General features: G+C 36.6%; 14 protein-coding genes. 9 read left to right on the top strand and 5 right to left on the bottom strand.

The window, feature by feature from the left end:
* Positions 1-187 precede the first annotated feature (187 nt).
* The 9 genes from MUB18_RS11665 to MUB18_RS11625 all read left to right on the top strand — a co-directional run bounded on the left by MUB18_RS11665 (position 188) and on the right by MUB18_RS11625 (position 11839).
* Positions 188-2533 carry a TonB-dependent receptor gene (locus MUB18_RS11665; RefSeq protein WP_248753201.1) on the top strand — a complete coding sequence of 782 codons (2346 nt, stop codon included), beginning with the start codon at positions 188-190 and terminating at the stop codon, positions 2531-2533.
* Between the two features lie 2 nt (positions 2534-2535).
* Positions 2536-3702: a PepSY-associated TM helix domain-containing protein gene (locus MUB18_RS11660; RefSeq protein ID WP_248753200.1), complete on the top strand. Its 1167-nt coding sequence runs from the start codon at positions 2536-2538 to the stop codon at positions 3700-3702.
* 201 nt (positions 3703-3903) lie between these two features.
* Positions 3904-4893 (top strand): L-histidine N(alpha)-methyltransferase, encoded by a 990-nt coding sequence (locus tag MUB18_RS11655; protein ID WP_248753199.1) that lies wholly within the window; start codon positions 3904-3906, stop codon positions 4891-4893.
* Positions 4894-4904: 11 nt separating this feature from the next.
* On the top strand, positions 4905-6092 hold the full coding sequence (gene egtB / locus MUB18_RS11650) for an ergothioneine biosynthesis protein EgtB (protein ID WP_248753198.1): 1188 nt from the start codon (positions 4905-4907) through the stop codon (positions 6090-6092).
* A gap of 10 nt (positions 6093-6102) precedes the next feature.
* Positions 6103-7020, top strand: coding sequence for an ABC transporter ATP-binding protein (locus tag MUB18_RS11645; RefSeq protein WP_248753197.1), 918 nt, complete (start codon positions 6103-6105; stop codon positions 7018-7020).
* Complete coding sequence (locus MUB18_RS11640) at positions 7017-8579, top strand: ABC transporter permease/substrate-binding protein (RefSeq protein WP_248753196.1); 1563 nt, start codon at positions 7017-7019, stop codon at positions 8577-8579. The genes MUB18_RS11645 and MUB18_RS11640 overlap by 4 nt, the downstream gene beginning before the upstream one ends.
* 193 nt (positions 8580-8772) lie before the next feature.
* The gene (locus MUB18_RS11635; RefSeq protein WP_248753195.1) at positions 8773-9858 is read left to right on the top strand and encodes a zinc-binding dehydrogenase; all 1086 of its coding nucleotides are present in this window, start codon (positions 8773-8775) and stop codon (positions 9856-9858) included.
* 6 nt (positions 9859-9864) lie between these two features.
* Positions 9865-11118 (top strand): MFS transporter, encoded by a 1254-nt coding sequence (locus tag MUB18_RS11630; RefSeq protein WP_248753194.1) that lies wholly within the window; start codon positions 9865-9867, stop codon positions 11116-11118.
* Complete coding sequence (locus MUB18_RS11625) at positions 11111-11839, top strand: HAD hydrolase-like protein (protein WP_248753193.1); 729 nt, start codon at positions 11111-11113, stop codon at positions 11837-11839. Before MUB18_RS11630 ends, MUB18_RS11625 begins: the two co-directional genes overlap by 8 nt.
* Before the next feature lie 330 nt (positions 11840-12169).
* On the opposite strand, the gene MUB18_RS11620 is transcribed toward MUB18_RS11625, so the two are convergent.
* The 5 genes from MUB18_RS11620 to MUB18_RS11600 all read right to left on the bottom strand — a co-directional run bounded on the left by MUB18_RS11620 (position 12170) and on the right by MUB18_RS11600 (position 19276).
* On the bottom strand, positions 12170-12712 hold the full coding sequence (locus tag MUB18_RS11620) for a DUF5018-related domain-containing protein (RefSeq protein ID WP_248753192.1): 543 nt from the start codon (positions 12710-12712) through the stop codon (positions 12170-12172).
* 23 nt (positions 12713-12735) lie between these two features.
* On the bottom strand, positions 12736-14010 hold the full coding sequence (locus tag MUB18_RS11615; protein ID WP_248753191.1) for a RagB/SusD family nutrient uptake outer membrane protein: 1275 nt from the start codon (positions 14008-14010) through the stop codon (positions 12736-12738).
* On the bottom strand, positions 14003-14560 hold the full coding sequence (locus MUB18_RS11610; protein ID WP_248753190.1) for a RagB/SusD family nutrient uptake outer membrane protein: 558 nt from the start codon (positions 14558-14560) through the stop codon (positions 14003-14005). The genes MUB18_RS11615 and MUB18_RS11610 overlap by 8 nt, the downstream gene beginning before the upstream one ends.
* A gap of 44 nt (positions 14561-14604) precedes the next feature.
* Entirely contained in the window at positions 14605-17787 is a 3183-nt protein-coding gene (locus tag MUB18_RS11605; protein WP_248753189.1) for a SusC/RagA family TonB-linked outer membrane protein, read from the bottom strand.
* 727 nt (positions 17788-18514) lie between these two features.
* Positions 18515-19276: an HpcH/HpaI aldolase family protein gene (locus MUB18_RS11600; protein ID WP_248753188.1), complete on the bottom strand. Its 762-nt coding sequence runs from the start codon at positions 19274-19276 to the stop codon at positions 18515-18517.
* Positions 19277-19282 lie beyond the last annotated feature (6 nt).

Genomic DNA, 19282 nt, shown 5'->3' with positions numbered 1-19282 from the left:
AATATCAATGTCGGTACAAACAAAAAAGGTCGCTCTAAATCATCGTATTTTAGAGCAACCTTTTTTAATAGCCTAAAAAAAATCACATTATTGACCAAAAAAAATGAAAAAAAATTTTACTCGAATCAAATAGATTGTATATTTGCCTCTGTTTAGAACAAATCTAAATTAATATAGAACAATACAGATGCTTATTTCATTCAGATCCATCCAAGAAAGATGGAAATATCTCCTACTGTTTGCGGCCTTTCAGCTATTTGTTTTCATATGTGAAGCCCAACAGATGCTTATACATGTCAAAACAGAAAAAGGTAATCCAATTGCTGGTGCCACAATCCTTCTTAATCAACAGTTTCTAGGAAGTACGGATACAAGTGGTTTGCTAAGGACAACGAATGAAAAAATTGTGAATCAAAAACTATCGGTTTCTGCTGTGGGTTTTCGTGAGCAAACGCTCAAAATATCAAACCAGATGCTTCATGATGCTTTAAACATTATTTTAGTGGCAAGCACGCATGTACTTGATGAGATTGTGGTGACAGCAGGTCGAAAACCAGAAAGCATTTCGACTATCCCCTCCTCTATTACGATTCTGAACCAACAAGATATTCAAGCGCAGACTAATATTACCAATAACTTGGCCTCGGTATTAGGAAATGCGATTCCTGGGCTGGGCACTTCTACCAATAAAGCAACCAATTCGGGACAAACACTACGTGGACGTGCTGTGCTCATATTAATTGATGGAATCCCACAATCAACACCCCTTATGAATGGAGCACGTGACCTACGAACTATCGACCCCAGTGTAATTGAACGTATCGAAGTGATAAAAGGTGCTACTTCCATTTATGGTAATGGTTCAGGTGGAGGTATCATCAATTATATCACGAAAAAAAACAGCGATGGTAAAAAGATAGGCGGGCAAACCCAATTGGGGACATCAATCAATCCATTTGATCCAAAAGAAACGATCGGGTATAGATTTTCGCAACAATTATTAGGTCAAGTGAAAAGGTGGAGCTACACCGTATCCGGATCTGTAGATTACACTGGTTTACAAAGGGATTCCGATGGTCTCCCGCTCGGACAAACAGATGGTCTATCGAACTCTTATCAATATAATGGATTTGCGAAAATTGGTTATAAAATTGACTCAAGCAGTACCTTGACCGGATTCTATAACTATTACGGGAGCACACAACGAGCTCAATATATCAGTAAAAATGGTGTGTACGGTCAATCGCCTACCATTGGGGTCGTGGGCGAAGAACCAGGTAAACCTGCTGGCACGCCTTACAATCACAATGCCATGCTGAGCTACTCCAAAAATAATCTCTTTCAATCCACACAATTAGATGTAACAGCTTATTTGAATTCATTTAGATCCATGAATAGGTATGTTGCTAGCGGAACGGCTTGGTATGGTCCTGGCCAAACGATGATCAACTCGAATAAAAAAGGATTAAGAGTCAATTTAAATACACCATTTCAACTTTTTACTATCCCGACCGAAATAACCTATGGTTTGGATTTATTAAAAGATGTCACCTATCAAGATTTGACAGATGGCCGTGTATACATTCCTAAAATGAATATGGTTAACTTTGCACCATATGTACAGCTAAAAGCAGATCTAGTTGAAAATCTAATCTTCAAAGGAGGCGTTCGCTATGAAAATGCGACTGTCAAGATCCATGATTTCAATACGATCGCTACAGGTGCTAATGGCGAAGGTAGCATTATGGTGAGTGGTGGAAATATTCCTTATAAGGCGACGATGTTCAATGCCGGTTTACGGTATACAAAATACGATTATTTCAATCCCTTTGTGAGTTTTTCACAAGCCTTTGCCATCAATGAATTGGGCCGTATCTTACGCAGAGCTACAGAAAATACGATCGGAAATCTAGAAACAGATCCTATCATTACCAATAATTATGAAGCGGGTTTTTCTAGTCGTTTCAGCATATTCAATGTATCAGCTTCTTATTATATCAGTACTTCGGATTTAGGTGTAAACTTAGTTGATGTCGGTGGATTTCTCATGCCACAACGTGAGCCTGAAGAGGTAAAAGGTTATGAAATCGCAATAGATGCTCAGCTTAGTCAACAGTTAAGTTTAGGTGGTAGTTATGCTTATGTGGAAGGAAAAGCAAAAATGGATGATGGCAGTAAAATTTATCTGAATGGCTCCCGCATTGCACCACCAAAAGCAACAGGATTTATTAACTATAAACCCAACCAACAATTAAACATACAATTGTTTTGGATACATACAGGGTCTAGGGGTCGATTTGCGCTTAATGATAAAGGAAAATACAACAATAGTGAAGGACCTATCAGTCATGTAGATCTTTTCAATTTATCGGGTAACTATAAATTGAATAAAAACTGGAGAATAGGTTTAGGAATAGAAAATTTATTCAACACATCTTACTACCCGACAGTGAGTCAATATCGTGCTTTAGATGCAGAGTATGTGAAAGGAAGCGGTACTGTGACTTCGGTGAATCTTTATTACCAGTTTTAAGAATGATTAAAAAAGGTATACTATGGTTACACAAATGGCTAGGCTTGTTTACAGGTCTGGTCGTTTTCATTGTAAGCTTATCTGGCTGTTTTTATGTATTCTATGACGAGCTTAAATTAATCATCTATCCGCAAAAATATTATACGCATGAACCGCAATCGGATCATAGTAAGCTCCTACCCCTTACCCAACTGATAGACATTGCTCAAAAAGCTTTACCTGAAGGTGAAAATATCAGCCGTGCAGATCTTTATCTTTCTCCAAACAGAACATGGGTTTTCCGGGCTGTAAAGACGAATGAACATGGTATTGGTCATCATCAGTATTTCACTTATCATAAGCGGGTATTTGTCAATCCTTATTCCGGTGAGGTACAAGTCGTCGAAAATTCCAAAACTGAATTTTTCCAAGTGATATTGCAGTTGCATATGAATCTACTGCTCGGAAAAAAGATCGGTCATTGGGTCGTAGGAATTTCCATTATTATATTTATTATTACTCTGCTATCAGGTATTGTTTTATGGTGGCCCAAAAAATGGAGTTTTAAAAAACTAAAAAGAAAGATCTTGTTTGATTTCAACGTGAAATGGAAGCGATTAAATTATGATTTGCATCAGATTTTGGGACTTTATAGTTTAATCTTTGCTCTTCTAATTGCAACAACAGGTATTGCGTTTACTTTCCCTTCTTTTAAAGAATTTTATGTGAATGCTTTCAATCATCTGGGGGATACAAAAAAACTACCACCACAAAACAACTTTGATTATGTACCTCAAAATCAATCAAAAACTATAGATAATGCCCTGCATTACACCTTATCCAAACATCCTCAAGCAGAGATGATGTCAATCCGCTTACGCAAATCAATTGCCGAATCTCAGGATATACAAGTACGGTTTTCTGAGGAGCGTACTGGAGAATTCATTTGGTATTATTTTAATCAAACAAGCGGTCAAATTGAAAAACTGAAACAATCTCAAAATGCTCCGATCGGTGATAAAATTGGTGCAATGAATTATGATCTTCATGTAGGAAGTTATGGCGGAATGTTAACCAAAATCCTAACATTTATCGTGGGTTTGATCTGTGCCTCGCTACCAATTACCGGTACTATTATTTGGATCAATAAAATGAAGAAAAAGAAAAAAAAGATAGCAAAAGCCAAATAAAAATATCATAAAAACCGACTGATTATCTTTCCTAAAATTATAATAGTTCAAATTAAGTCGTATAAAGCCCTTGAAAAAATGGCTTTACTTTTTTAACAATATCCGATATTGCAAACAAGTCATAGTTTTCATATGTTATAACAGTAGAACGATAGAAACCATCGAACTTTTCATTGATAACAAATTAAAATTTACGACATAATGAAATTTGGTCTGCAAAGCGAATACCACCAAAATAATATTCCTAATACTATTCAAAGATTTCGTCAGGAAGTGCTAGACGATTTAGGAAGCACTCCGAAGAAATTATCTTCCAAATACTTCTACGATAGCATTGGCGATGATCTCTTTCAGCAAATTATGGCTATGCAAACCTATTATTTGACCGATTGCGAACTCGATATATTCAAAAATAAAACGGCAGATATTGCTCATTTTATAAAAGCTGATGAGGAGCCTTTTGATCTGATTGAATTGGGTGCCGGTGATGCCATGAAATCTTCTTACTTACTGAGACATCTGACCGATCAAGATGTCAATTTCAGTTATATGCCTATCGATATATCAGGAAATATTTTGTCTCTTTTAAAAACAAATCTCAACAAATCCATACCAAATCTTGAAATCACTTGTCTTAAAGGTGAATATTTTGAGATGATCGATCAAGCTATGGCATTATCTTCAAGACGCAAAGTGGTTTTGTTTTTAGGAAGCAATATTGGTAATATGGAACTGGAAGAAGCCGCACAGTTTTGTGCCTCATTGCGGCAAAAACTTAACGTAGGCGATTACCTGTTCATTGGTTTTGATTTAAAGAAACACCCTCAAACCATATTAAATGCTTACGATGACCCTACCGGCATTACGGCAAAATTTAACTTAAATCTTCTTGCACGCATCAATCGGGAACTGGAAGCTAATTTTGATCTGAATCTATTCGAGCATTATCAAACCTATGATCCGCTCAGCGGTGCCTGTCGAAGTTATCTCATCAGTCTTGCGGCACAACAAGTAATCATAGATAATCAGCACATTTCCTTCGTAGAAAATGAACCGATCTATATGGAAATATCTCAGAAATTCTCCGATAACGATATTCGACAGCTTGCTCATCAAGCAGGTTTTAGTCCTGTAAAGGACCTGTACGATTCAAAACATTGGTTTGTAGATGTCATTTGGCAAGTCAAATAAAAAATTGTAACATGAAAACAGCAGATACATTAAGCAAGCACATCATCGATTTAGAAGAAAAATATAGGACGATCAGAAATCATTCTGTCCATATTTGCGCTCCTTTAGCTATCGAAGACTATGTGGTACAACCCATTGCCGATGTAAGTCCTCCAAAATGGCATCTTGGTCATACTACATGGTTTTTTGAAACTTTTTTATTAATTCCATACTTTACCGGATACCAAGCTTTCGATCCACAGTATAATTATGTTTTCAATAGTTATTATGAGACTGTAGGTGCGCGTGTGATCAGAACAGATCGTGGAAATTTGAGTCGTCCTTCGGTAGCTGATATTTATCAATATAGATCATATGTTGATGAACAGATGCAGCTATTTTTTGATCAAAAATTTCATTTATCAGAACCTATTGCTATTTTATTAGAACTGGGACTCAATCATGAGCAACAACATCAAGAATTGCTCATCACCGATATTAAATATATCTTAGGTCATAATCCACTTTTCCCTCCTTATTTGCAAGATAACATTTCTCCCACAGCTGAATTGAAGGCTATGGAAATGATAAACTTCCGTGAAGGTATATACGAAATCGGATTTGAAGGTACAGGTTTTTGCTTTGACAATGAACTTGGGCGGCATCGTGTATATCTTGCAGATTTTGAAATTGCGAATCGCTTGGTTAGTAATCGCGAATATCTAGAATTTATGGAAGCTGGTGGTTATCTTGAATTTAATCATTGGCATGCCGAGGGTTGGGATTGGGTAAAAACCTCTCAGCGAAGATCACCTTTATATTGGCATCAAATTGATCATCAATGGATGCATTATACACTTGCTGGTTTACAAGAACTGGATCTGAATGCTCCTGTCAACCATGTGAACTTTTATGAAGCTACTGCTTATGCGAATTGGAAAGGAATGCGTTTGCCGACAGAAGCGGAATGGGAAATCTCCGCTGATCTGCTAAACTGGGGCGAACGCTGGGAATGGACCGGAAGTGCTTATCTTCCCTATCCTGGATTCAAAAAGGAAGCAGGTGCAGTAGGTGAATACAATGGCAAATTTATGGTCAACCAAATGGTTTTAAGAGGGGCCTCAGAAGCTACCTCGCGAGGGCACAGTAGAAAGACATATCGAAATTTCTTTCACGCTCATCATCAATGGCAATTTACTGGTATAAGACTTGCAAAATGAATGATAACTTATGATTAAAGTAGAGTCTATTTCAAAGCATTATGAAGGACGATCTGTTGTCGATGGAATATCCTTTGAAGCTTTTGACCAAGAAATCTTGATTCTTTTAGGAACTAGCGGATGCGGTAAAACAACGACGCTCAAAATGATCAATCGGCTCATCGAAACGGATACGGGTCATATCTCGATCAATGGTCAAAATATACGGGATAAAAAAATGGAAGATCTCAGGATGGGAATAGGATTTATCATGCAACATACGGGGTTGTTTCCACATTATACCATTCAAGAAAATATCGCCACAGTTCCAAAGCTATTGAAATGGGATAAAAAACATATTCAAAACCGTACATATGAATTGATGCATAAATTGCATCTTTCTACGGATATGTTAATCCGATATCCACATGAATTAAGTGGTGGACAACAACAACGGGTAGGGATCATCAGAGCCTTAATTGCCAATACACCTGTCCTTTTAATGGATGAGCCATTTGGTGCATTGGACAATATTACTAAATCCGAAATTCATACCGCGTTTAAATCGCTGGATGAATTAAAAAATAAAACGACTATTTTAGTGACTCACGATGTGCAGGAGGCTTTTGAACTTGGTCATCGAATCGCTTTAATGGACAAGGGAAAAATCCTTCAAATTGGGACTCCAAAAGAAATGATCTATCATCCTAAAAATAATTTTGTAAGTGATTTTTTTGCTAGCAATAGATTATTGTTAGAACATAAAGTAACAACCCTAGCAGATCTTGAGACGATGCTCCTTATTGAGGATATCATACAACCAAGCTTTTCAGCACGATCAACCGTATGGTCGGCTTTACAACATTTGAGCAGGGATAAGCATGACTTTGATCGTTATGAAAAACTTTCAAAAGCATTTGCTGCTTACAGAAAAATGCAAATAGCATGATGAAACAAAACTTTTGGACCTTTGTTGTCGAGCAACATGAAAAACTGTTCATGCAGGTCATACAGCATCTGGGATTGACCTTTTCATCGCTCTTGCTTGCTATTATTGTGGGTATTCCACTCGGTATATTGATATCAAGAAAGAAAAAACTAGCCCATTTTATATTGGGTATAGCAGGCATTTTACAAACAGTACCGAGTATTGCATTGCTCGGTTTTATGATTCCTTTTTTTGGTATAGGAGCAATTCCTGCAATTGTAGCATTATTGATTTATGCGCTGTTGCCAATTATTCGAAACACGTATACAGGCATTACTGGAGTTAGTACCAATGTGATGGAAGCAGGAAAAGCGATGGGTATGAATTCACGCCAATTATTATTTAAAGTACAATTCCCCTTGGCAATGCCCGTCATACTTGCTGGAATCAGAACCGCTACGGTGATCAATGTAGGAGTTGCAACTTTGGCTTCATTTGTTGGCGCTGGTGGGCTGGGTGAATTTATCTTCGGAGGTATATCACTCAACAATAGTAATATGATATTAGCGGGCGCAATTCCGGCAGCATTTCTGGCCATTTTTTTGGATCAGACTATCGCTTTTTTGCAACGTTTAAAATTTAGAAATTTAAATCGATGGCGTGTAATAGGCTCATTGATAACCATAATTGCTCTTGCATCTTATTTTTGGCCCTCCCCTACATCAAACAAATTAAAAGCAGGTTTTACTCCAGAGTTTATGGGTAGACAAGATGGTGATCTCGGCTTACGTGCGGTATATGGCTTGTACATGAATCCAAAAATTATCAGTGATGCGATTATGTACAAAGCTATCCATGAAGGTAAATTGGATGTGATTAGTGGCTATTCGACAGACGGACGAATAAAGGCATTTGACCTTAACGTATTAGAAGATGATAAAAAAATATTTCCACCTTACTATGCTGCACCAATCATTAAATCAAAAACATTACTAAAATATCCAGATTTAGAACCTGTTATTGATCTATTAGCGGGTAAGATCAATGATTCCTTGATGACAGAAATGAATTATAAAACTGATTTTCTACAGCAAACACCGGAAAAAGTAGCACAAGACTTTTTAAAGTCCATACATCTATATAAAGGTGCCGGCCAACGTAATGCAGGAAAGATAAGAATTGGTTCTAAAATTTTTGGAGAACAGTATATTCTTGCGGCACTATACAAAATGCTAATTGAAGGACATACCTCCTATGCCGTGGAAACAAAAACAGGATTAGGGGGTACTAAAATTTGCTTTGATGCGCTCATGAATGATGCAATCGATCTCTATCCGGAGTATACCGGTACTGGACTATTGGTCCTCTTAAATACGACACAAGAAAATATGAAAGAGGTGACCCAAAACCCGGAAAAAACATATGATTATGTTCAACAAGAATTTAAAGATAAATATGGTATAAAATGGTTAAAACCGATCGGTTTTAATAATGCATACGCTTTGATGATGCGAAATAAAGATGCTCATGATCAAAGGATAAAAAGTATTTCTGATTTAAAATCATATTTATCTTATTGAAATCATATTTATACGATATAGGGGTATGCATTGGATGGCTGCATTATAAAAATCCCTTTTTCCAATCTATTAGGGCCAATAACATAAAGGCAAAAATCAACTATTTAATATAAACTTAATATATATTAAATATAGTATTTATAAACAATGTTTAGTATTGTAAAACTTTTTAAGTTATATTTACCATACTATCATGGCTATACAAGGAAATTTTTTTGTTTTTGAAAAACCTCATCAACTACTTCGGGCAGTATCAAGTAAGATACCCACTCTTGAAGATGGCGAAATACTGGTTAAAATAAATTATGCTACACTTTGTGGCAGTGATCTTCATACATTTTGTGGTTTAAGACAAGAACCCTGCCCTACGATATTAGGGCATGAGATTGTAGGGACAATAATTGAATTGAATGCAAACTCTTTATTAAATGACGCTACAGGAAAGCAGCTTGCTATAGGGGATACCATTACTTGGACCGTATTTGCAAGTGACCCTCATACGGCTGTCTATAATCCTGATACTCCCCAAAAAAATGATTACCTATATAAATATGGACATCGACAAATCACGGAACAAGATACTTTTCATGGTGGTTTAGCTTCTCATATTATATTGCGACGCCATACGTATATTCGAATTCTACCAAAAGAATTGCCGGCTCCAATTGCAGCAACCATCAATTGTGCCATTGCAACCGCTGCTGGTGCCATTAGACTGGCGGGCAAAATAAAGGGTAAAAGGGTGTTAATCTCAGGTATGGGCCTATTGGGCTTAGTTTGTACAGCTATGTGCAAAGAGAGCGGAGCTTCTCAGATTGTGGTAACAGATATTGACGACATGCGTTTAACGTTAGCAAAAAGGTTTGGGGCAACAGAAATATTTAATTCAAAAATGGATCAACCTACTGATTTAACCAATACTGCAGATGGTGTTGATTGTTTTATCGATATGAGCGGTTCTACTGAAGCTATGGAAACTGGAGTAGCACAATTAGGTATCAATGGCACTGCTGTATTTATAGGTGCAGTATTCAATCAACGTAAGCTTCAACTAGATGCTGAACAAATGATCAGAAGGATATTAACGATCAGAGGGCTACATAATTATAACTATGATGACTTTTCCGAAGCAGTAGATTTCATTAATGAGAATTGGCAAAAATATCCATTCCTCGATCTTATTGAGAAAGAATTCTCCTTAGATCAGGTGAATGAAGCATTTGACTATGCAGTTGTTAATAAACCGATACGTGTAGGCATCAATATGGATCTTAGATAGCCGAAGATGCAGATACAACAAAACTTCAGAAAAGAACAATGGAAGATGCTTTTTATCACCATGTTCTGTTATTTATTTTTCTATACGGGAAGACACAATTTTGGATGGGCAGCTAAGGGCATGTCGGCAGAGCTGGGTATCAGCTACCAACAGATCGGTTGGATTAGTTTCTCGATGTTAATGGGATATGCCATAGGTCAGTTGATTAATGGAAATCTGGCAGATCGACTTAGTCCAAAGATCATGATTTTAATGGGAGGCTTCTTCTCGATCGTCTGTAATATGGCGATCAGCTTCGCCGCGTCTTATGAGTCAATATTAATTCTGTGGACCTTAAATGGTTATTTCCAGTCCATGGCATGGGGGGCTGGAAGTAAGTTAATTTCTAATTGGTGGAACAGTAATGAAAGAGGTAAAGCATTTGGTTTTTATACTATGGCAGCAGGTAGTTCATCTGTACTTACCTTTTTTATGGCCTTATTATTAGTGCATCAAGAGCAAAGCTGGCGTACACTCTTCCGATATCCTATACTTTTTCTCTTTTTTGCACTTATACTGTTCTTAATCATAGCACGTAGCCACCCTAGTCTAAAAGGATTTACATTAGAGTCTGCTGTCAACAAGCAGGATCACATAGGCAAGCTAGACTGGAAAGAATCTTATATAGAAGTATTTGGAAATAAAAAATTTCTAATTGCATCCGTTGCGATCGGATTTCAAAGCATGGCAAGGTATGGGCTGATCTTTTGGGTTCCCATTCATTTTTTAGGCAATAATTACAAAGAATCTACTGGTAATCTTTGGCTTACGCTATTGATACCTATAGGTATGGCGGTCGGTGCTATCTCCTTTGGGTATATATCTGATCTCTTATTCCATAAAAATCGGAGTAAATCAATTAGGATGGGTATGTTATGCAGCTGTGCCATCGCCCTCCTCATTTATTTCATCCCCACGCCGCATCATATATTTGCTTCGATACTCATGTTTGCTGCTGGCTTTTTTGTTTATGGTCCACAAGCCAACTTTTGGACATTAAGTCCGGATATACTAGGAACAAAACTTGTTGGTACGGGTATAGGGGTAATGAACATGTTTGCCTATGTATTTGCTGCAATTGGTGAACCCATCTTTGGAAAAATTATTGACTCTACTGGCAATACTTCAAATATTTTTCTTGTTGTAGCCATCATTTGTGCTTTGTGCGCAATCATTATATCTTTTGTAAAACCGCAAACATCTATTAATAAACATGAGTAAAGTAAAATTAGCCATATTTGACATGGCAGGAACAACAGTTCAAGACCACAATGAAGTAGAAAAATGTTTCTTGGATGCTATTAAAGCAACAAATATCGAAGTATCTTCTGAAAAAATAAACAGTATGATGGGCTGGTCAAAGATCTTAGTATTTGAAACGATCTGGAAAGAGGCGATTGGTATTGATCACCCTTCTTATCGTGATCAGGTAAATAAGTCTTACCAACTATTCTGTCATACATTGGAAAATCATTACAAAACAATTGGCGCCAAACCTTATGAGGGCGTTCTTGAGGTATTTGAATTTTGCAGACAGCAAGATATTAAAATAGCGTTAACTACCGGTTTTTATCGTATCGTGACGGACATTATCTTACAACAATTAGGTTGGGAAAAAGATTTAGACCAGAATTACCTGTGTGCCAAAAATACCAATGCTAATATCATTAATTGCTCTATCTCCAGTAGCGATGTGGAGCACGGTCGGCCAGCACCGGATATGATCAAATTGGCTATGCAGAAGCTTCATATTGCGGATAGTAAATCTGTGATTAATCTCGGAGATACTCCATCTGATTTACTATCTGCACAGCATGCACATGTATACTATTCGGTCGGTTCTCTTTATGGCACACACAAGGAAAGCGAACTAACAGCTTATCCACATGATCAATTTATTAAAGAGCCTAAGGCGTATATTGATATCATCAAACATTTGTAAGATTCGTTATTAACGATAAAAAAATAATCTTCTAAATTATGATGAACAGAAAATCATTTTTAAAAATCGGAGGCCTTGGTGTCTCCAATTTTTAAATAATGAAATACTCTTGTACAGATAAAGACAACGAATTTCATCTGGCAAAGCCTAATTAAACCAGGTTTGATCCAATACGACCATCTATCAACTTTAGATCAAAAAGATTATTTAGTGTCTGCAATTAATTATCTAGAGACTATGATGATATCATATTAACAGTACCCGTTTGAGAAGTTTCTAACGGGTACTGTTAATCAGTCAAAACTAGATAATTCTATTTTAACTCACTTTTTAAAATCCTTTAACGGTTTTTATTAAATAATCTTTTATGGAACCATCAGCAGCTTTCACTCTATAAATATGGTCTGTAGAAAAATTTCCTTCGCTACCTAATTTAGGTGCATCTTTTACACCTGTTATAGTGGCAACATCTGAAATTGTCATATAAACCCACAACTTATTCAATTGATCTGTTTTAATTAATTTTTCAAATTCTTTATAGAGCATGGATTTAGTGACCGAACCTGTAGGACCGGCCTTCAAGACAGAATTAATATCGTAGGATATTGTAGTTTTAAAACCATCCAATCCACCTTCAGTTATCTTTTCTGTATTTTTTTTAAAAATGACTTCGCACATACGCCCCTGCTGAATCTCTTGTTTGGCTGTTCCTTTTTGTATGGTATCCGTGTATAAAAATCGATAAGTATAATCAATACTGGAAAGAACCTTATCACTAGAATTAGTCAATTCCTCCATACCACTTTTCAAACACCCTGTTAATGTAAAGCATATGAATGTTAAGCTTAACATTGTTCTCATTATTTTTTTCATATCAAATTGATTTATTATTCATACTATTCCCATCCTGGATTCTGTTCTACTCCTGACTGTAAGCGGAATGATTCTCTAATTGGCAACAAATAACGTTTAGGAGAGAATCGAGCTTCACCGACCGCATTATTATCCTGAAAAAATGAATAACTCTTTCCATCTCTAGAAATTCTAATTCCTCGCAATGCTCCTTGTAATTCAGGAATAACATAACCGCTATTTGCATATTCGCCATTTTTGACTCCACCTGAGGACCTCATCCCCCAACGTAACAGTGACCAGTAATAATCATTATTTTCATAAACCATTTCTACATTTCGCTCACGTTTAAATGCTTCAAATAAACTATTATCCCAGTTGTTACCTGTTAACGGCGCTAAATAAGAAACAACTCGATCAGGTTTAAAACCACCATGCTTAATCATTGTGGTCGCCATATATTTTTTTGCATTCTCAAAATCACCCTTCATCAGATATGCTTCTGCCATATTCAAATAAGCTTCCCCATAACGAAGCACGGAGTATAGGTAATCCATTTTTTGATCACCAGGACTTGGAAGACTGACTACATGCGTGTAGAAATATTTCAACATCGCATATCCTGTGGAAGAATTATAGTTCTCGGTATTACCTGCGCGATATCCGTACTCCTGCTCTGAACCTTCATTTATCTTACTATTTGCATTACTCACGTTTCCATCTCTTCTAAAAAATACCCGAACTTGATCGTTGAAATATTTACAGCTATCATATAAAACTGTCGCATAAAAACGTTGGTCTCTTTTCTTCGTATTACTGAAATACATTTTTTCATCCACATTTTTTCCTGTTGCTACATAAGATGCATCTTCCCAATATTTGATACTTCCATCGACATCTTCAACCAAATAATCATCAACAAGATCTTGAGTGGGCCAGGCACCTCCATCCATACCCCAAAAATTCATTGTCACATTGATTGGAAAATGCTGTTTTGCATAGTCAGAAAACTTTCCATTTGCCCATAGGCCTTGGTATTGCATGGGAGTATCATACAAGGAGGTATTGGTTTTATTACGCTCTCTGGTCAAAATAAGTTCTGATGCTGTAACTGCAGTTTCATAAGATCTGAACATACTAGCGTATGGGCTTAATTGTGATCCTGAAGCATCTAAACCCAAAGCTTGACCAGCAAGAAGTACCTGATCATAATAACTGCTCGTAGGCGTTCCACCATCGACATAAGCAGCCGCCTGCAATCCTACTCTCATCATTAAAGCTTGTGCAGCTTTAACATTCGCTCTTCCTCTTTCAGACACAGTTACTTGCTTGCTCTAGATCTGAAATGATAAAGTCATAAGTTTCCTTTATAGAAGCTCGTGGAATCTGTAAATTATCCTCTAAACTCAATTCTTTATCTATAATCTGTAGTCCACCAAACAACTTAGCATATACAAAATAATGTGTTGCTCTTAAAAAATACAGTTCGCCTAAAGATCTCTTTTTATAATCTTCTGAAAAGTTGGCACTTGCCTGTATATTTTTCATCGCGGTATGAATTCGCCACAAAATATTATAATTCAACCAACCATAATCGTCATTTTTTGTCATCAATTCTGCACGATCTTTAGACCAAAAAGCACCATTTAAAGTACCTGTCATGGCATTTTTCGTTACACTTTCAGAACGTGCTGAGTTAGGTGTTGCATAGGATGCCAACCAAGAGTCGTTAGCAAGAACATCCGCATATATTTGAAAGATAAAGGCTGTCGATAAATTTTCACTAGCCCAAGTTTGATCTCCCGTAATTTTATCGTAGGGTTTTGTATCTAAAAAATCTTTACAGGAAGAAAAGATTGATAAACTCATAATCCCAATTATTATATATTTTTTCATTTTTATATTACTAAAGTTTAGAAACCTAATTGAAATCCAAAAGAATAAGTTTTCATCATCGGATAACTATATCCATCGAAGTTGTTTGCCTCTGGATCACCATATTTAACGGATGGACCAACCGCCAATAAATTAACACCTGATACATATACAGAGAGATTTCGAATCCATTCCTGTCTAGTTAATGCCGCATACTTAAAATCATAAGATACTGTGAGTGATTTGAGCCGCACATAATTTGATTTTTTAGCCCAAAAGTCTGATGAAGCGTAATTGTTATTATCATTTAAACTTGCATTCCCGGCACGTGGAAATGTTGCATTTAAATTCTCAGGAGTCCAGTTATCATTTTGAAATTCAAAATCTAAACGTCTTTCCCCCTCCGATCCCATTGCTACATTGCTCATATAAGTTTGTCTGGGGCCTGTGCCCTGAACAGTTGCCATAACATTAACACCTTGATATCGGACACCGATATCAAAACCAAAAACAAAGTTTGGACTTGCATTATGGCCATATCGAGACTGATCTTGCCCATCAATTTTACCATCACCATTCACATCTCTATACTGCAAGTCACCAGGTCTCAAATCTCTAGATGTGATACGTTTAGGATTATTAAGAATTTGTTCAGGATTGGTGTAAAACTCTGCACCAACGTATCCCGTACCTACATAATATTTTTCATTTCCCTGTTGCCTAATACGTGGGTTGATTAATGTCAAACTGTCCTCATTTGTTTTAAAAGCTATTGATTTATAATAAGTGAAGTTAAATCCTGTAGTCAAATCAACTTGGCCAATCTTAGTCTTATATTTTAATCCCCCGTCAAAGCCTTCAATACGATCCTCAGCCTCAGAGACAACCAAAGGAAGCTCATAACCAATTGGCCCAGTATAACGAAATTTATCTGCCGATAAAAAGCCCTTAGTTTTTTCAAAAAACCAATCAACACTACCTTCTATCTTATTATTGAATAAAAAGAAATCTAAACCTACGTCATACTTTGTTCGAGTATACCAGGTCATATTTGCACTAGGAGTTGGACCGGGAGTCACGGTATTCACTAACTTACCATCGACCACATAGGCATTTGAGTTATAATCATATGTAGGCAAATAAGCATACTTCCAGTGATCAACATCATTCAAACCAATTTCACCATACGAAGCCCTTAACTTCAAGTAATTCAACACCTTTCCTCTTTTAATAGGGCTAAAGAAGTTTTCTTCAGAAATTGTCCATCCTCCTGATATAGACGGGAAAAAACCCCACCGTGAGTCTTTTCCAAAATTATCAGATCCATCATACCTGCCTGCAAACTCAACCATATAACGTCTACCATAATCATAATGGAAACGACCTACATAACCCATCCAGGCTTGCATCCCTTCTCCATTAGATGCCGAAATTGTACTTGCATCGCCTTTTTGTATCTGATGAATCTCAGTAGTATTAAATCCTCGAGATCCTGCGGTCAATGAATTGGTATAATAATGCTGTCTGGTATGAACCAATGTTGCTTCAATATTATGCTTTTCTTTAAAAGTTTGACTGTAATCTGCACGAAAATTTAAATCATATTGACTGGTCATGAATGATGATCTGCTGATTCCGATGTTTGCTGGATCTTCTTTTGTTTCATTACCATCTTCATCGTAGTAGGTTGCTGTTTGCACCCAATCCACGCGATCCTGGCTTTCCACATTATAGTTACCATTAAACCCTAAGCTTAATCCATCTACTCCGGGAATCTTCCACTTTAGAGCTCCTGCCAATTGATTATATACCGTATTCAACTTAATATATCCTGGACTCTGCAACTGTAATGCTGGATTATCAAATTGATTCGAAACCTGCCCTGTCGAAGTAAAGGGTTTTTCAAATGGATTTCGATCACGCAATCTGGAATAGATTACTCCGGCGCCGGCAGGTGGATATTTTTCTTTAAATAAAGATCCATTTACATTAAAATCAAGTGTCAATCCAATTTTATCAAATGAACTGCTCACATTAGAGCGGTAGTTATAACGATTATACTCTAGTGAATTTCCTTTATAAATCCCTTGTTGATCTAGCGCATTTAAGCTTCCAAAAAACCTCAAACGTTCCGTTCCTCCACTCAAAGAAATCGTCTGTTCCTTTTGCGGAGCATAATCCCGCAAAAGCGATTTTTCCCAATTTGTATAGTGATCTAAATTCTGAGCTATTTCATTCAATTCATCAAATGATCTAAAAGAATAGGTCCCTTGTCCTAATGCTTGGTTCAAATTATTAACAGCAGTTGCAAATTGATAGGCATTCATTCTCTTAGTAGGGTATGAAGGCGTGTTAAATGCAAAATTAGCCTGATAATCAACGCTTAATTTACCGGTTTCTCCCTGCTTAGTTGTAACAACAATAACACCGTTTGCTGCATTCATACCATATACTGCTGTAGAGGCAGCATCCTTTAATATGGTCATTGATTTAATATCAGTTTTGTTCAGAGTCAAAAATCTGGCACTCGTTGAAATAAACCCATCAATGACATAAAGTGGTGTACCATTACCTCGAATCGATATACTAGCTCCATTTTGACCAGGTTCAGCAGATCCTTGTTGCACAATAACCCCTGCAACTCGACCCTGTAAGGCAGACCCCATATCACCAAAAGGTAATTCTTTAACGTTTTCTGCATTAAATGAAGCTACAGCAGTTGTATTCTTACGAATACTAGTTGTTCCAAAACCTACAACAACAATTTCTTCCAACTGCTGTGTTCCTTCCTCCAGTTGAATTTCTAGATTGGATACACTTCCGGCTATAACCACCTCTTTGCTTAAGTGATTAATATGACTAAATTGTAAAACCGAATTTACAGCAACAGAAATCTCAAACTTACCATCATTACCAGTAACGGTACCACGTTGTCTATTTGATTTATCCACTACAGAAGCTGCTACCAACGGTTTCTTATCCGAATCATATATGATCCCTTTAACAATCACTATACTATCTATAGCATAATCGTTATGTGATAAATGATCACTTGATAATGTTCTATTTGTTTTTGAGGGATTATGTTTTATCCCTGCATGAGCTTTTTCTGCCAACAGGATATCAGCAGAACAAAAAAGAACAGCCGAGAGACTCAGTAATCCCACTACTTTTTTAGATGAGCTCCAAAATGGAGCTGCTTGCGCACTTTTTGTTTTCATTTTATACTATTTAGATATTTGGTTATTGCTTTCTGAATAGGCACAGAAAGTTCACTATGCTTTCATTTATGAAAACTTAGATTTAAAAATGGTAGAAAAATTTTTGACACTTTTTAAGAGAATAGCCTACTTTGGGTCTATCTAACTTATAGAGCTTTTACAAATTCTCCATTGTTGATAATAATTGCGAGATAAATGGAATCGCGAATGCGCCCATTTCTAAAGTTGGTTCAGAGTCTTTTTCATAGCTTATTTTTTGGTTTTATAATTGAGTATTCCTGGTTAGTATCAACAGCAGGTGCTAAATAATTCTAAACAACCTATCTAGCTGATCTACAATTGATATATAACAAAGATATAGGTGTGAACATAGTCAAACTACAACTTAAAAAGCCTGTATTAAAAGTATTTTACCCGAAATGAAAATGCTATTATTTAATCATCTAACATTTCGACTTAATACATGGTAAACTGTAGCAGAAAAAAATAACTAAATGCAATTAACAAAAAACTCATGTTTTTACATTTTTCAAATAAAAAAAGCCTATCCAAGCGAGTTGAATTGGCTGTCATATTTGGTCATTACCCAGTTTATTTTATCTGAATCTGAAGATATATCTAGATATCATTTATAAGTAGGAATCCAATCTGCTCTGTACGTTATTTTGATTTATCACTGACGCTACAATGATGTCATCATTTCAACTGTGCATGTACCAAACTCCTTTTATTCCGAATAACTGTTCAGCTCTTGGAAAATCGCTTTCGAAGCTTCTTGAATAATACCAACATCTACCGAATAAGAAATATAATTGACACCCAATTGTATCCAAGATTTAGCATCTTTCAAGTTGTCCGTAAATACACCGGTTGCTAATCCCTTTGTCCGACATTTATCAATAATAATTTTCATCTCCTCCAATACCAAAGGATGGTTGATCTGACCGCTTACACCTAAAGCCTGAGATAGATCATATGGACCTATAAAAATAACATCGACACCTTCCACTTCAATAATTTCATCCACATTCTGAATGGCTTCAGCCCCCTCCAACTGCAAAATCAAATAGTTGTCATTTGCCGATTTAAAGTACTCAAACCGATCGGTATTGGAATACGCGGCAGCACGTACAAAACGGCAAACCCCACGCATCCCTAAAGGTGCAAATTTAGCATACTGAACGGCCTGCTGTGCTTCAGAAGCATTCGTAATCTGTGGAACTTGCACTCCCTTAGCACCAATATCGAGCGCTTTTCCAATCTCCGTTGGGCCATTTTCTGCAACTCTAATAATCGGAAAAGTATTTGAGATCTCCGCCGCTCGAACTAAATTTTGCGCATTTAAAACATCATTAGGTCCATGTTCCAAATCAATGATTATAAAATCAAAACCCGCATATCCCATCGCTTCGATCATCCCCGCATCCGAGGTCTTAGAAAATGGTCCGATCACCACTTCCTTATTTTTCAATTTCTCTTCAAAACTCATAATTTT

The organism is Sphingobacterium sp. PCS056 (assembly GCF_023273895.1).
GTDB lineage: Bacteria > Bacteroidota > Bacteroidia > Sphingobacteriales > Sphingobacteriaceae > Sphingobacterium.
Note: the sequence above shows the minus strand (reverse complement) of the source record. Positions and strands in the feature narration are given on the sequence as shown.

Excerpts from the sequence above, each read along its gene's own strand:
- MUB18_RS11665 (WP_248753201.1), top strand. The coding sequence starts at position 188 with ATGCTTATTTCATTCAGATCCATCCAAGAAAGATGGAAATATCTCCTA.
- MUB18_RS11660 (WP_248753200.1), top strand. The coding sequence starts at position 2,536 with ATGATTAAAAAAGGTATACTATGGTTACACAAATGGCTAGGCTTGTTT.
- MUB18_RS11655 (WP_248753199.1), top strand. The coding sequence starts at position 3,904 with ATGAAATTTGGTCTGCAAAGCGAATACCACCAAAATAATATTCCTAAT.
- egtB (WP_248753198.1), top strand. The coding sequence starts at position 4,905 with ATGAAAACAGCAGATACATTAAGCAAGCACATCATCGATTTAGAAGAA.
- MUB18_RS11645 (WP_248753197.1), top strand. The coding sequence starts at position 6,103 with ATGATTAAAGTAGAGTCTATTTCAAAGCATTATGAAGGACGATCTGTT.
- MUB18_RS11640 (WP_248753196.1), top strand. The coding sequence starts at position 7,017 with ATGATGAAACAAAACTTTTGGACCTTTGTTGTCGAGCAACATGAAAAA.
- MUB18_RS11635 (WP_248753195.1), top strand. The coding sequence starts at position 8,773 with ATGGCTATACAAGGAAATTTTTTTGTTTTTGAAAAACCTCATCAACTA.
- MUB18_RS11630 (WP_248753194.1), top strand. The coding sequence starts at position 9,865 with ATGCAGATACAACAAAACTTCAGAAAAGAACAATGGAAGATGCTTTTT.
- MUB18_RS11625 (WP_248753193.1), top strand. The coding sequence starts at position 11,111 with ATGAGTAAAGTAAAATTAGCCATATTTGACATGGCAGGAACAACAGTT.
- MUB18_RS11620 (WP_248753192.1), bottom strand. The coding sequence starts at position 12,712 with ATGAAAAAAATAATGAGAACAATGTTAAGCTTAACATTCATATGCTTT.
- MUB18_RS11610 (WP_248753190.1), bottom strand. The coding sequence starts at position 14,560 with ATGAGTTTATCAATCTTTTCTTCCTGTAAAGATTTTTTAGATACAAAA.
- MUB18_RS11605 (WP_248753189.1), bottom strand. The coding sequence starts at position 17,787 with ATGAAAACAAAAAGTGCGCAAGCAGCTCCATTTTGGAGCTCATCTAAA.
- MUB18_RS11600 (WP_248753188.1), bottom strand. The coding sequence starts at position 19,276 with ATGAGTTTTGAAGAGAAATTGAAAAATAAGGAAGTGGTGATCGGACCA.